This is a genomic window from Streptomyces sp. SL06 (assembly GCF_058244745.1).
On sequence record NZ_JBSYOT010000002.1, the window covers coordinates 973,465 to 986,367 of the forward strand.

At 72.7% G+C, this 12,903-nt stretch carries 11 protein-coding genes and 1 pseudogene; 10 read left to right on the plus strand and 2 right to left on the minus strand.

The window, feature by feature from the left end:
• The first annotated feature begins 9 nt into the window (after nucleotides 1-9).
• Entirely contained in the window at nucleotides 10-1,224 is a 1,215-nt protein-coding gene (locus AC4IHM_RS04335; RefSeq protein WP_490865755.1) for an ATP-grasp domain-containing protein, read from the plus strand.
• 13 nt (nucleotides 1,225-1,237) lie between these two features.
• Here AC4IHM_RS04335 and AC4IHM_RS04340 read toward each other — a convergent pair whose 3' ends face one another.
• Nucleotides 1,238-2,575: a 6-phospho-beta-glucosidase gene (locus AC4IHM_RS04340; protein ID WP_490865756.1), complete on the minus strand. Its 1,338-nt coding sequence runs from the start codon at nucleotides 2,573-2,575 to the stop codon at nucleotides 1,238-1,240.
• A 340-nt stretch (nucleotides 2,576-2,915) separates the two neighbouring features.
• Between AC4IHM_RS04340 and AC4IHM_RS04345 the strand changes: the two genes are divergently transcribed.
• Entirely contained in the window at nucleotides 2,916-4,313 is a 1,398-nt protein-coding gene (locus AC4IHM_RS04345) for a glycoside hydrolase family 16 protein (protein WP_490865757.1), read from the plus strand.
• A gap of 55 nt (nucleotides 4,314-4,368) precedes the next feature.
• Here AC4IHM_RS04345 and AC4IHM_RS04350 read toward each other — a convergent pair.
• Nucleotides 4,369-4,569 (minus strand): annotated as a pseudogene (locus AC4IHM_RS04350) (AraC family ligand binding domain-containing protein); the annotation flags it as partial.
• Between the two features lie 36 nt (nucleotides 4,570-4,605).
• Between AC4IHM_RS04350 and AC4IHM_RS04355 the strand changes: the two are divergent.
• From AC4IHM_RS04355 to AC4IHM_RS04390, 8 genes are all read left to right on the plus strand, one after another.
• A complete protein-coding gene (locus AC4IHM_RS04355) occupies nucleotides 4,606-4,890 on the plus strand; it encodes a hypothetical protein (protein WP_490871013.1) in 285 nt (94 codons plus the stop codon).
• Nucleotides 4,887-6,665 (plus strand): glucose-6-phosphate dehydrogenase, encoded by a 1,779-nt coding sequence (zwf, locus tag AC4IHM_RS04360; RefSeq protein WP_490865758.1) that lies wholly within the window; start codon nucleotides 4,887-4,889, stop codon nucleotides 6,663-6,665. The genes AC4IHM_RS04355 and zwf overlap by 4 nt, the downstream gene beginning before the upstream one ends.
• On the plus strand, nucleotides 6,662-7,597 hold the full coding sequence (gene opcA, locus AC4IHM_RS04365; protein ID WP_490865759.1) for a glucose-6-phosphate dehydrogenase assembly protein OpcA: 936 nt from the start codon (nucleotides 6,662-6,664) through the stop codon (nucleotides 7,595-7,597). The genes zwf and opcA overlap by 4 nt, the downstream gene beginning before the upstream one ends.
• Nucleotides 7,590-9,239: a glucose-6-phosphate isomerase gene (pgi, locus tag AC4IHM_RS04370; protein WP_490865760.1), complete on the plus strand. Its 1,650-nt coding sequence runs from the start codon at nucleotides 7,590-7,592 to the stop codon at nucleotides 9,237-9,239. The genes opcA and pgi overlap by 8 nt, the downstream gene beginning before the upstream one ends.
• 1 nt (nucleotide 9,240) lies before the next feature.
• On the plus strand, nucleotides 9,241-10,122 hold the full coding sequence (gene gnd / locus AC4IHM_RS04375) for a phosphogluconate dehydrogenase (NAD(+)-dependent, decarboxylating) (protein ID WP_490865761.1): 882 nt from the start codon (nucleotides 9,241-9,243) through the stop codon (nucleotides 10,120-10,122).
• A 67-nt stretch (nucleotides 10,123-10,189) separates the two neighbouring features.
• Nucleotides 10,190-10,861 (plus strand): HEAT repeat domain-containing protein, encoded by a 672-nt coding sequence (locus tag AC4IHM_RS04380; protein ID WP_490865762.1) that lies wholly within the window; start codon nucleotides 10,190-10,192, stop codon nucleotides 10,859-10,861.
• 3 nt (nucleotides 10,862-10,864) lie between these two features.
• On the plus strand, nucleotides 10,865-11,881 hold the full coding sequence (locus AC4IHM_RS04385; RefSeq protein ID WP_490865763.1) for a HEAT repeat domain-containing protein: 1,017 nt from the start codon (nucleotides 10,865-10,867) through the stop codon (nucleotides 11,879-11,881).
• A 111-nt stretch (nucleotides 11,882-11,992) separates the two neighbouring features.
• A complete protein-coding gene (locus AC4IHM_RS04390; RefSeq protein ID WP_490865764.1) occupies nucleotides 11,993-12,868 on the plus strand; it encodes a class I SAM-dependent methyltransferase in 876 nt (291 codons plus the stop codon).
• Nucleotides 12,869-12,903: the final 35 nt, after the last annotated feature.

Sequence of the window (12,903 nt, forward strand, 5' to 3'; positions counted from 1 at the left end):
GCGGCTTGCATGGTGTCTCCCGTACGCGTCTGGCTCAACCGCACGTACGCGGAGAACGTCTTCTTCATGGATCAGCTGCGGAGGAATCCCGCGGACCGGGCCGTGGAGATCCATGCCACGCACGGCGACCCGGACTCCCCCGTGCTGGCCGCCGCGGACACCGCCGACCTGGAACCGGAGGGCCTGTCACCGGCCGGTTACGTCGAGTACGCCCTGGACCAGTGCGTGCGGCGCGGCATCGACGTGTTCGTGCCCCGGCTGTACCAGGCGGCGATCGTGGCCCACCGCGCGGAGTTCGAGGCGGTGGGTACGGCGCTGCTCGCACCGCCGCCGGAGGCGGTGGCCGTCTTCCACGACAAGGTGATCGCCTACGAGGCGGTACGGGCGATCGGGGTGCCGGTGCCGCCGTGGTGGCGGGTCCGCACGGCCGACGAACTCGTCCTCGCGGTCGAGGAGTTGGAGGCGAACGGACACCGGGCGTGCTTCAAGCCGGCGTCCGGTGCGGGTGGCGTGGGCTTCCGGATGGTCACCCGGGACCCCTTCTCGCTCGCGCACCTGAGCGGCTTTCCGAGCCCCTCCGTGCCGCTGCCCCTGGTCGTCGACGCGCTGCGGGCGGCCGAGGAGCCGGTCGACTGGCTGGTGATGCCGCGCCTTGAGCAGCCGGAGGTGTCGGTGGACTGCCTCACCGGGCCGGACAACCGGGTGCGGCTGGCCGTGGGCCGCACCAAGCACGGCCGGCGCCGGGGCTTCACGCTCCACGAGCAGTGGCTCGCGCCGGCGCGGCGGATCGCCGAGGCCTTCGGGCTGCACCACCTGTCCAACGTGCAGTTCCGGATGTACGGCGACCGGCCCGTCCTGATGGACGTGAACACCCGCCCGGCCGGCGGCCTGCACCAGCTGGCGCTGTGCGGGCTCAACATGCCGTGGGCGGCCGTCCGGCTGGCCCTCGGCGACGACCCGGGCGAGCTGGAGCCGCCGTTCCTGGGGCAGGACTACACGGTGGTGTCGGGCCCGCGTCCCCTGCGACCGGTGCCCCTGCCCCACCAGCGCACGGACCTCGCCCCGATGCCGACGCCGCCCGCGTCCCTGCCTGCGTCCCCGGCGTCCCCTTCTGCGTGCCCGTCCCCGTCCCCGGCCATGTCCCCGGCGGGCCCGCTCACCGCGTCGGCCGTCCGTCCGCTGGGCGTCCCCGCACCCGACCCGGCCACGGGGGCTCCCGCGTAGGGCGGCCGCGGGCCTACCTCAGATAGGCCAGGCCCGGGTGGACCGCCGTATAGCCGTCGACGAGGCGCTGGGCGACATGGACCGAGTCGACGAGAGGGTGCAGGGCGAAGGCGCGCACCGCACTCGCGCGGGAGCCCGTCCCGGCCGCCGCCAGTACCTCCCGCTCGACGGCCTTGACCGCGCAGACCAGGCCGGTCGCGTGCCCCGGCAGCGGGTCCACGGACACCGGGTGGGCGCCGTCCGCGTCGACCAGGCACGGGACCTCGATCACGGCGTCGGCGTCGAGGACCGACAGCATGCCGCGGTTGCGGACGTTGAGGATCAGGGTGGTGCGTTCGTTGCGCGCGACGGCCCGCATCAGCGCCAGCGCCACCTTCTCGTACCCGCCGGACAGATCCTCGGCCTCGCGTTCGCCCGCGCCCGCGCTCTCCCGGTTCTCGGCCATGTAGGTGGCCTCGCGTTCGGTACGGGTACGGTCCCAGGCCGCCAGCGCCGGCGCGTCGGGGCTGCGCAGCTCCTCGTAGAAGCGGGCCTGCTGGTCGCGCAGGAACGCGCCGCGGGTCCGGTCGGCCTCCTGGTGGGCGCGGACCGTCTCCCGGTTGAAGTAGTAGTAGTGCAGGTACTCGTTGGGGATCGCGCCCAGCATGCGCAGCCACTCGGGGCCGAAGAGCCGGCCCTCCTCGAAGGAACCGAGCAGCGCCGGGTCGGCGAGCAGCCGCGGAAGCTCGTCGCGGCCGGCCACGCGCAGGCCGCGGACCCAGCCGAGGTGGTTGAGGCCCACGTAGTCGACCCAGGCCCGGTCCGGGTCGGCGCCCAGCACGCGCGCGATGCGGCGGCCGAGGCCGACCGGCGAGTCGCAGATGCCGATGACGCGGTCGCCGAGGTGCCGGGACATGGCCTCGGTGACCAGGCCCGCCGGGTTGGTGAAGTTGATGACCCAGGCGTCCGGCGCCAGTCGGGCCGCACGGCGCGCGATGTCGACGGCGACCGGGACCGTCCGCAGTCCGTACGCGATGCCGCCAGCTCCGACCGTCTCCTGCCCGAGGACGCCCTCGGCGAGCGCCACCCGTTCGTCGTCGGCCCGCCCCTCCAGGCCGCCGACGCGGATCGCGGAGAACACGAAGTCGGCGCCGCGCAGCGCCTCGTCCAGATCGGTCGTCGCGGTCACCTCGGGGGCGTCCGGCACCCCGGCGGCCTGCTCGGCCAGCACCCGGGTCACCGCCGACAGCCGGGCCGCATCCAGGTCGTGGAGCACGACGTGGGTCACGCGTCCCTCGGCGCGGTCCCCGAGGAGCGCCCCGTACACGAGCGGCACCCGGAACCCGCCGCCGCCCAGAATCGTCAGCCTCACGCCCACACCCTTCCCTCGCCCGGCCGCACCCCCGCCTCCCGCCGATCATGACACGCCCGCCACGGCGACTCACCGAACACCTCACCGGCCGGCTGCCGCCGCGCCGGGCGCAGCCACGCGGTGGCGAGTGGCCGAAGGACCGGCGGCTCATGACCCCGTGACGGCCGCACACTTCGGCACATTCGCATCCTTCGCGGGGTGAACTCCCTTGTGACGCAAGGAGTTTCTCGGCTTCACCTCTTGACGGCCGGTGCGTCCGGGAGCACATTGGCCGCATTCTGAGAGCGCTCTCAGAGACGTGACCACGCTTCCCACCCCCGCATTCGAGAGGCGACCCCACATGAGAGAGACCTCCGGCAACCCGCCCAGACGCCGGCCGCTGCGCCGGGCCCTGGTGGCCGTCGTCGGCACGCTCGGCCTCGCCGCCGCCGCGGCCGTGACCGGGCCGTCCGCGAACGCCACCGTTCCCCCGCCCCCCTCCGGCTGGACGCAGGTCTTCGCCGACGACTTCGACGGGCCGGCCGGATCCGGGGTGAACACCTCCAACTGGCAGTACGCGACCGGTACTTCGTACCCCGGCGGACCTGCCAACTGGGGCACGGGCGAGATCGAGACGATGACGTCGTCCACCAACAACGTCTCGCTCGACGGCAGCGGCAACCTCCGCATCACCCCGCAGCGCGACGGCGCCGGCAACTGGACGTCGGGCCGCATCGAGACCAGGCGCGCCGACTTCGAGCCCCCGGCCGGCGGCAAGCTGCGCGTGGAGGCCCGCGTCCAGGCTCCGAACGTCACCGGGGCCGCGGCCAAGGGCTACTGGCCGGCGTTCTGGATGCTCGGCTCCCCCTACCGCGGCAACTACTGGAACTGGCCCGGTGTCGGCGAGATCGACATCATGGAGAACACCCAGGGCCTCAACACCGTCTGGGCCACGATGCACTGCGGCACCTCGCCGGGCGGCCCCTGCAACGAGACCAGCGGCATCGGCGGCAGCACCGCGTGTCCCGGTGCCACCTGCCAGGCGGGCTTCCACACCTACGGGGTGGAGTGGGACCGCTCGACGAGCGTCGAGGAGATCCGCTTCTACGTCGACGGCAACAACTTCCACACCGTGCGGGCCAACCAGGTCGACGCGGCGACGTGGGCGAACGCCACCAACCACGGTTACTTCATCATCCTCAACGTGGCGATGGGCGGCGGCTTCCCGGACGCCTTCGGCGGCGGCCCGGACGGCGGCACCCAGCCCGGCCACTCGATGCTCGTGGACTACGTCCAGGTGCTGACCGCCGGTGGGAGCGGTACCACACCGCCGCCGGCCGGCGGCAACCGCGACGCGTACGGCGTCATCGAGGCCGAGTCGTACGACGCCCAGTCCGGCACCGTCACCGAGGCCACCTCCGACTCGGGCGGCGGCCAGAACCTCGGCGCCGTCGGGAACGGCGACTGGGCCCAGTACAAGGGCGTGAACTTCGGTTCGAGCCCTGCGACGCAGTTCAGTGCCCGGGTGGCCAGCGGTGCGCCCACCGGCGTCAGCGGTCTGGTGGAAGTACGCCTGGACAGCCGCGGCGCCACGCCGGTCGGCAGCTTCGCCGTGGGCAACACGGGCGGCTGGCAGTCGTGGCGCACGATCCCGGCGAACATCGGCCAGGTCACGGGCACCCACGACGTGTACCTGACCTTCAGCAGCGGCCAGCCGGCCGACTTCGTGAACGTGAACTGGTTCAGCTTCGGCCGCTGAGCGGCAACCGGCCCCCCGCAGGAGGGCGAAAGGGGTCCCACTCACACGTGTGGGGCCCCTTCGTCATGGCCTCGTCGCAGCGGAGCGGAAACGGCAGGTCGCAGCGGTGGGGGTGGGTGGCCTCCACGGTGGCGCGGGGCCGGAAGCCGGGCCGCATGGCCCGCACCGTTCCGCGGTACTCGCTCTGCGGCGGGAAGCGGTGGACCTGTCCGGGGCGGATCCACGGCAGATCGCCGGCCGTCGCCCCGTACCCGGCGCTCGCCGGGGCCGGCAGAAAGCGAAGATGATCACAGTGACCGAAGCAACCGAGACCGCGGCAGCACTCCGGCGCCCGACCGCGCCGGGCGGGGCCCGCACCGCTCCCCCGCGCCCCGGTGGGCGTCCGCCCGGGGTGAAGGACTCGGCATTCCGCGACACCCTGTACATGGAGGACCTGGACGCCGCCGCCGATCACGGCGGTGCGCGGGGCGGCACGCTCACCGGCGGGTACGCGCCGACCCGGGCCGGCCCCGCGGCCGTGGAGCCGCTCGGCGCCGTGACGAAGTCCCTCGACAGCAAGGGAGTTGACGGGGAATGAGCGAGGAGCTTCCCACTACGACGGTCTACGAGACCAAGGCGACGAAGGAAGCCAAGGAGGCCCGCACGGCCCAGGAGGCCGCGGGACCGCTGCACGCCGAGCAGGCCGAGGAGGCCCGCGCGGCGCGGGTGGCAGGGGCGGCCGGGGCGTCGGAGGCCCCCCGGGCCGCGGGGACGACCGGGACGGCCGGCGCCGCCGAGGGGACGCAGGCCGAGGGCTCGGGCGGACCGGCCGTCGAGCCGGCGGCACCGCTCGACTGGAGCAACCCCCTGCGCGATCCGCAGGACCGCCGCCTGCCCCGGATCGCGGGCCCCTCCGGGCTGGTCATCTTCGGCGTCACCGGCGACCTCTCCCGCAAGAAGCTGATGCCCGCCGTGTACGACCTGGCCAACCGCGGCATGCTGCCGCCGGGCTTCTCACTGGTCGGCTTCGCCCGCCGGGACTGGGAGGACCAGGACTTCGCCGAGGTCGTGCACGACGCGGTCGAGGAGTACGCCCGTACGCCGTTCCGCGAGGAGGTCTGGCAGCAGCTCTCCGAGGGCATGCGGTTCGTCCCGGGCGACTTCGACGACGACACCGCTTTCGAGCACCTGCGCAAGGCCGTGGAGGAGCTGGACGCCTCCCGCGGCACCAGCGGAAACTACGCCTTCTATCTCTCCGTACCGCCGAAGTTCTTCCCGAAGGTCGTCCGGCAGCTCAAGAGGCACGGGCTGACCGACCCGCCCGACGGCTCCTGGCGCCGTGCGGTGATCGAGAAGCCGTTCGGCCGCGACCTGGACAGCGCCCGCGAGCTGAACGCGCTGGTGCACGAGGTCTTCGCCCCCGATCAGGTCTTCCGCATCGACCACTACCTGGGCAAGGAGACCGTCCAGAACATCCTGGCGCTGCGCTTCGCCAACCAGATGTACGAGCCGATCTGGAACCGCTCCTACGTCGACCATGTGCAGATCACCATGGCCGAGGACATCGGCATCGGCGGCCGGGCCGGCTACTACGACGGCATCGGTGCCGCCCGTGACGTCATCCAGAACCACCTGCTCCAGCTGATGGCCCTGACCGCCATGGAGGAGCCCGCCTCCTTCGACGCGGCGTCGCTGCTCACCGAGAAGCTGAAGGTGCTGCGGGCGGTGCGGCTGCCCGACGACCTCGGCCGGCACACCGTGCGCGGCCAGTACGCGGACGGCTGGCAGGGCGGCGCGCGGGTGCCCGGCTACCTGGAGGAGGAGGGCATCGACCCGGTCTCCACCACCGACACCTACGCGGCGGTCAAGCTGTGCGTCGACAACCGCCGCTGGGCGGGCGTCCCCTTCTACCTGCGCACCGGCAAGCGGCTGGGCCGCCGGGTCACCGAGATCGCGGTCGTCTTCCAGCGGGCCCCGCACTCCCCCTTCGACTGCACCGCGGCGGAGGAACTGGGCGAGAACGCGATCGTCATCCGCGTCCAGCCCGACGAGGGCATGACGGTGCGGTTCGGCTCCAAGGTACCGGGCACCTCGATGGAGATCCGGGACGTGTCCATGGACTTCGCGTACGGCGAGTCCTTCACGGAGTCCAGCCCGGAGGCGTACGAACGGCTGATCCTGGACGTCCTTCTGGGCGACGCCAACCTGTTCCCGCGCCACCAGGAGGTGGAGGAGTCCTGGCGGATCCTCGACCCGATCGAACAGTACTGGGCCACGCACGGGAGGCCCACGCGGTACGCCTCGGGCGGCTGGGGACCGCGGGAAGCCGACGAGATGCTCGCACAAGACGGACGGAGCTGGCGCAGGCCATGAGGATCGATCTGACCGACACCACGGCAAGCGAGGTCAACAAGGCGCTGGTGCGGGGCCGCCACGCCATCGGGACCCCGGCCGTGGGCATGGTCCTGACGATGGTGATCGTCACGGACGAGGAGAACGCCTACGACGCGACCAAGGCGGCCGAGGACGCCTCGCACGAGCACCCCTCGCGCACCCTGGTCGTCATCAAGCGGCACGCCCGCAATCTGCGCGACCGCACCGGCACGCACCTCGACGCCGAGGTCCGCGTCGGCTCCGAGGCCGGCACCGGCGAGACGGTCGTGCTGCGCATGTACGGCGAGGTGTCCGAGCACGCCGACTCGGTCGTGCTGCCGCTGCTGCTGGCGGACGCGCCGGTCGTCGTGTGGTGGCCGGTGGAGGCGCCCGACAACCCCGCGAAGGACCCGCTGGGCACGCTGGCCCAGCGCAGGATCACCGACCTGTACTCGGTCGAGCGGCCGATGGAGGCCCTGGAGCGCCGGGTCCACACCTACGCGCCGGGCGACACCGATCTCGCCTGGACCCGGCTGACGCTGTGGCGCTCCATGCTGGCCGCGGCGCTGGACCAGGCCCGGGTGCCGGTGACCTCGGCGGCCGTGGAGGCCGAGGCGGACAACCCGTCGGCGGAGCTGCTGGCCCGCTGGCTGGAGGCCCGCCTGGACGTCCGGGTCGACCGCCTGGTCAGCGACGGTCCTGTCGTCACGGCCGTCCGCCTGGGCACCGCGGCCGGCGAGATCGTCATCGCCCGGCCGGACGGTCCGCTCGCCACGATGTCCCTGCCCGGTCAGCCCCCGCGCTCCCTCGCGCTGATGGTGCGCCCCACCTCCGAACTGATCGCCGAGGAGCTGCGGCGCCTGGACGCGGACGAGATGTACGCCGTCGCCCTGCGCGGCGCGGCCGTCAAGGAGACCCCTGTTCATGTCTGACTCCCCGAGGCTCACCCGGCGGCCCGAGTGGACCGCGCTGGCCGACTACCGCAAGGACACGCTGCCGCGGCCGGACCTGCGCGAGCTGTTCGCCGCGGACCCCGGCCGGGCGGAGCGGTATGTCGTGCGCGTCGGCGATCTGCGCATCGACTACTCCAAGAACCTGGTCACCGAGGAGACGCTGGCCCTGCTGCGTGAACTGGCCGTCGCCACCGGCGTGTTCGACCTGCGCGACGCCATGTTCCGCGGCGAGCGGATCAACACCACCGAGGACCGCGCCGTGCTGCACACCGCGCTGCGCGCCCCGCGGGACGCGGTGATCGAGGTCGACGGCGAGAACGTCGTGCCCCAGGTGCACGCCGTGCTCGACAGGATGGCCGGCTTCGCCGACCGGATCCGCTCCGGCGAGTGGACCGGCCACACCGGCAAGCGCATCCGCAATGTCGTCAACATCGGCATCGGCGGCTCCGACCTCGGCCCCGCCATGGCCTACGAGGCACTGCGCGCCTTCACCGACCGCGAGCTGACCGTCCGCTTCGTCTCCAACGTCGACGGCGCCGACCTGCACGAGGCCACCCGCGACCTGGACCCGGCCGAGACGCTGTTCGTCATCGCCTCCAAGACGTTCACCACCATCGAGACGGTCACCAACGCCACCTCCGCCCGTACCTGGCTGCTGCACGCGCTCGGTGACGAGAGCGCCGTGGCCAAGCACTTCGTCGCGCTGTCGACGAACGCCGGCAAGGTCGCGGAGTTCGGCATCGACACGGCCAACATGTTCGAGTTCTGGGACTGGGTCGGCGGCCGGTACTCCTACGACTCGGCGATCGGCCTCTCCCTGATGATCGCCATCGGCCCGGACCGCTTCCGGGAGATGCTCGACGGCTTCCGCATCGTCGACGAGCACTTCCGCAACGCCGAGGCCCCGGCCAACGCCCCGCTGATCCTCGGTCTGCTGGGTGTCTGGTACGGCGACTTCCTCGACGCGCAGTCGCACGCGGTACTGCCGTACAGCCACTACCTGTCGAAGTTCACGGCCTACCTCCAGCAGCTCGACATGGAGTCCAACGGCAAGTCCGTCGACCGCGCGGGGAACCCCGTGGAGTGGCAGACGGGGCCCGTGGTCTGGGGCACGCCGGGCACCAACGGGCAGCACGCGTACTACCAGTTGCTCCACCAGGGCACCAAGCTGATCCCGGCGGACTTCATCGGCTTCGCCCGGCCCGTGGCCGAACTGAGCGACGGGCTGAAGGCCCAGCACGACCTGCTGATGGCCAACTTCTTCGCACAGACCCAGGCGCTCGCCTTCGGCAGGACGCCGGACGAGGTGCGGGCCGAGGGCGTGCCGGAGGAACTGGTCCCGCACAAGACGTTCCGCGGCAACCGTCCCACCACGACCGTCCTCGCCACTGAGCTGACCCCCTCCGTACTCGGCCAACTCGTCGCGCTCTACGAGCACAAGGTGTTCGTCCAGGGCGCGATCTGGGACATCGACTCCTTCGACCAGTGGGGCGTCGAACTCGGCAAGGTGCTCGCCAAGCGCGTCGAACCCGCCCTCTCCGAAGGCGCCGACGTGCCCGGCCTCGATCCGTCCACGGCCGCGCTGGTGGCCGCCTACCGTGAACTGAAGGAAGTGCACTGACATGCAGATCGGTCTTGTGGGTCTCGGCAAGATGGGCGGCAACATGCGCGCGCGCCTGCGCAACGCCGGTCACACCGTCGTCGGATACGACACCAATCCCGAGCGGGCCGACGTCGGCAGCCTGGTCGACCTCGTGGAGAGCCTGGAACGGCCGCGCGCGGTCTGGGTGATGGTCCCGGCCGGCGGCACCACCCAGTACGTCATCGACCAGTTGGCGACGCTGCTCAAGCCCGGCGACACCGTCGTCGACGGCGGCAACTCCCGCTGGACGGACGACGAGAGGCACGCCGAGGAGCTGGGCAAGCGCGGCATCAACTTCGTCGACGCGGGTGTCTCCGGCGGTGTGTGGGGACTTGAGAACGGCTACGCCCTGATGGTCGGCGGCGAGCAGGAGACCGTCGAGGACCTCAAGCCGATCTTCGACGCCCTCAAGCCCGACGGCCCGTACGGCTTCGTCCACGCGGGGAAGGTCGGCGCCGGGCACTTCTCCAAGATGGTCCACAACGGCATCGAGTACGCCATGATGCAGGCGTACGCCGAGGGTTGGGAGCTGCTGGAGAAGGTCGACTCCGTGGAGAACGTCCGCGAGGTCTTCCGGTCCTGGCAGGAGGGCACCGTCATCCGCTCCTGGCTCCTCGACCTGGCCGTCCACGCCCTCGACGACGACCACCACCTGGAGAAGCTGCGCGGGTACGCGGAGGACTCCGGCGAGGGCCGCTGGACCGTCGAGGCGGCCGTCGACAACGCCGTGCCGCTGCCCACGATCACCGCCTCGCTCTTCGCCCGGTTCGCGTCCCGGCAGGACGACTCGCCGCAGATGAAGATGGTCGCCGCGCTGCGCAGCCAGTTCGGCGGGCACGCGGTGGAGGCCGCGAAGAAGTAGGCGGCCCGGCCCGGGTTGACCTTGACACGTTGGCAAGGTCTTCACTGTGGCCGAGGAGGTGGTCCCGATGACCATGCCGAAGGACGACCCGAACACACCGCGTGTTCTCCGGGCCCTGGAGGACGACAGCGCGTCGGTCCGGCTGCGGGCGGCGCTGGCGGCCGGTACCGCGCCGGACCCCGGGCACCTCGGCGAACTCGTCGAGCGATGCGCGGTCGAACCCGATTTCTCCGTGCGCGAGATGCTGACCTGGGCACTCACCCGCCACGCGGCGTCGTCGGCGGTACCGCTCCTGGTGGACGAGGTCCGCTCCGGGCGTGCGCGGGCGCGGAGCCAGGCGTTGCACACACTGTCCAAGATCGGGGACCGGCGGGCGTGGCCGGCGATCACACCGGCACTGCTGTCCGATCCCGACGACGAGGTGGCCCGGAGCGCCTGGCGGGCAGCGGTCGTCCTGGTGCCCGAGGCCGAGAAGCACGGGCTGGCCGTAGTGTTGGCGACACAGCTCGGGCGCGGCGGGCACGAGACGCGGCTGAGCCTGAGCCGGGCGCTGATCGCGCTCGGGGAGGCGATGTCGCCGGCCCTGGACGCCGCTGCGACGGATCCCGACCCCGGGGTGCGCGCCCACGCGATCGCCACGGAACGGCTGTGGCGCGACCCCGAGGCCGGATTCGGGTTCGCGATCGAGGAGGCGAAGCGCGTCGTGGCCCTGGGCGGGGCCGGCCGGGAGGGACGGTAGGCGGTGTTGATCGGCGATGTCGCGCGACGGTCCGGGGTCAGCGCCCGCATGCTCAGGCATTACGAGTCGCTCGGCCTGGTGCGGCCGACCGGCCGTACCGGCTCCGGCTACCGGGAGTACTCCGGCGAGAACATCCGGCGGATCTTCCACATCGAGAGCCTGCGGTCTCTGGGACTGTCGCTGCACGATGTCGGGCGGGCGCTCGACGACCCCGGCTTCGCGCCCGCGGAACTCGTCGACGACCTGGTCCGCCGGACCCGGGAGCGCATCGCCGCGGAGACGGAGCTGCTGACGCGGCTGCGCCGGATCGGTGCCGCGGAACCCTCCGACTGGGAGGGTGTCCTGCGGACGGTCGCGCTCCTGCACGCCCTGGGTTCGAAGAACGCGGGGGCGCGGCAGCGCGCGGCCCTGTCGGCGGTCGAGGATGTCCCCCTTCCGGTGGAGGCGCTGGTCGAGGCCGTGCTGCGGGAGCGGGACCCGAATGTCGCCGGAGCCCTCCGCTGGGCCCTGGCGCAGTCCGGCGAGGAGGCGTCGGCGCTGCTGGCGGAGGGCCTCGGCTCCCCCGCCGCCGAGGTGCGCGAGCGTGCCGTACGCTCCCTCGCCGAGATTCCGGGCGACGCGGCGACCGCGCTGCTGCGGGGCGCCCTCGCGGACCATCGCGACGACGTGGTCCGCGGGTGCGCGGCCCTGGCGCTCGGGGAGCGAGGCGTGGCCGACGCGGTCCCGACGCTCGTCGACATGATCGTCGAGGAGCGGAACGACGCCGACGCGGCCGACGCCCTGAGCGCGCTGGCCGGCGATCCCGTCTCGGCGGACCGGATCGCCGCCGGGCTCGTCGGCCGCCTCGCCGACGGCGCCGCCGGACCCGCCGTACGCCGGCGGCTGGCCCAGGCGCTCGCGGACATCCCGGGGCCCGCGGCGTCACATGCCCTGGTGGATCTGTCCCACGACGAGGACCGCGGCGTCGCGCTGACCGCGGCGTACATCCTCAAGCTGCGCGACGCCCGCCGGCTGTACTGACCCGTGGCGAGCCGGCTGGTCCCTTGCGTGTGCGGCCTGCCGGGCGGCCATCTTCTTGCCGATACGGAAAGATGTCGTGCCGTTCGCGCATGACCGTTCTAGCGTGGCCTTATGACCCACGCACCCACGCACACCGTTCCCGACGGGGCACACCGCGGCCCCGAGCACGTCGTCGACTCCGCCGGGCAGGCGGAGATCCTGGACCTGGACGCGGAAGTCCTCGCCGAGCACACCGCCGCCATCACCGCGTGGCTGCCCGTCGGGGCGGCCCCGCGCAGGATCGTGGACCTGGGCAGCGGGCCGGGCGCGGGCACCTTCGCCCTCCTCGACCGCTTCCCCGAGGCGCACGTCACCGCCGTCGACTCCTCGGACGAGCACCTGCGCCGCCTGCGCGAGAAGGCGTGCGCCAAGGGAGTGCTGGAGCGGGTGCGCACCGTGCGGGCCGACCTCGACGCGGCCCACTGGCCCGACCTCGGCACACCCGACCTGGTGTGGGCCTCCGCCTCGATGCACCACATGGCCGACCCCGGCCACGCGCTGCGCTCGGTCCACGGCCTGCTCGCGCCCGGCGGGCTGTTCGCCGTCGTCGAACTGGCCGGCTTCCCCCGCTTCCTGCCCGAGGACGCTCCGGAGGACCGGCCCGGCCTGGAGGAACGCTGCCACGCCGCGAGCGAGCGCCACCACGCCGAACACGTGTCCCACCGCGGCGCCGACTGGGGCCCCATGCTGACCGCGGCCGGCTTCACGATCGAGGGCGAGCGCACCGTCGGCGTCGACATCGCGGGCTCCGGCAACGCCACGGTCGGCCGCTACGCGGTCGGTGTGCTGCGCCGCATGCGCCCCACCGCGGTCGACGCGCTGTCGCCCGACGACGTGGCCGCGCTGGACCGGCTGCTGGACACCGACGGGCCGCACAGCATCCTGCGCCGCGACGACCTCGCGGTCCGCACCGAACGCACCGTCTGGGCCGCACGCCCCCAAAGCTGAACCACCGGTGTGTTTCCGCACGCTTCCCAGGCCTG

Bases quoted from the DNA above. Each gene is read 5' to 3' on its own strand.
- opcA (WP_490865759.1), top strand. From the start codon at position 6,662: ATGAGGATCGATCTGACCGACACCACGGCAAGCGAGGTCAACAAGGCG.
- AC4IHM_RS04335 (WP_490865755.1), top strand. From the start codon at position 10: ATGGTGTCTCCCGTACGCGTCTGGCTCAACCGCACGTACGCGGAGAAC.
- gnd (WP_490865761.1), top strand. From the start codon at position 9,241: ATGCAGATCGGTCTTGTGGGTCTCGGCAAGATGGGCGGCAACATGCGC.
- AC4IHM_RS04390 (WP_490865764.1), top strand. From the start codon at position 11,993: ATGACCCACGCACCCACGCACACCGTTCCCGACGGGGCACACCGCGGC.
- AC4IHM_RS04345 (WP_490865757.1), top strand. From the start codon at position 2,916: ATGAGAGAGACCTCCGGCAACCCGCCCAGACGCCGGCCGCTGCGCCGG.
- zwf (WP_490865758.1), top strand. From the start codon at position 4,887: ATGAGCGAGGAGCTTCCCACTACGACGGTCTACGAGACCAAGGCGACG.
- AC4IHM_RS04380 (WP_490865762.1), top strand. From the start codon at position 10,190: ATGACCATGCCGAAGGACGACCCGAACACACCGCGTGTTCTCCGGGCC.
- pgi (WP_490865760.1), top strand. From the start codon at position 7,590: ATGTCTGACTCCCCGAGGCTCACCCGGCGGCCCGAGTGGACCGCGCTG.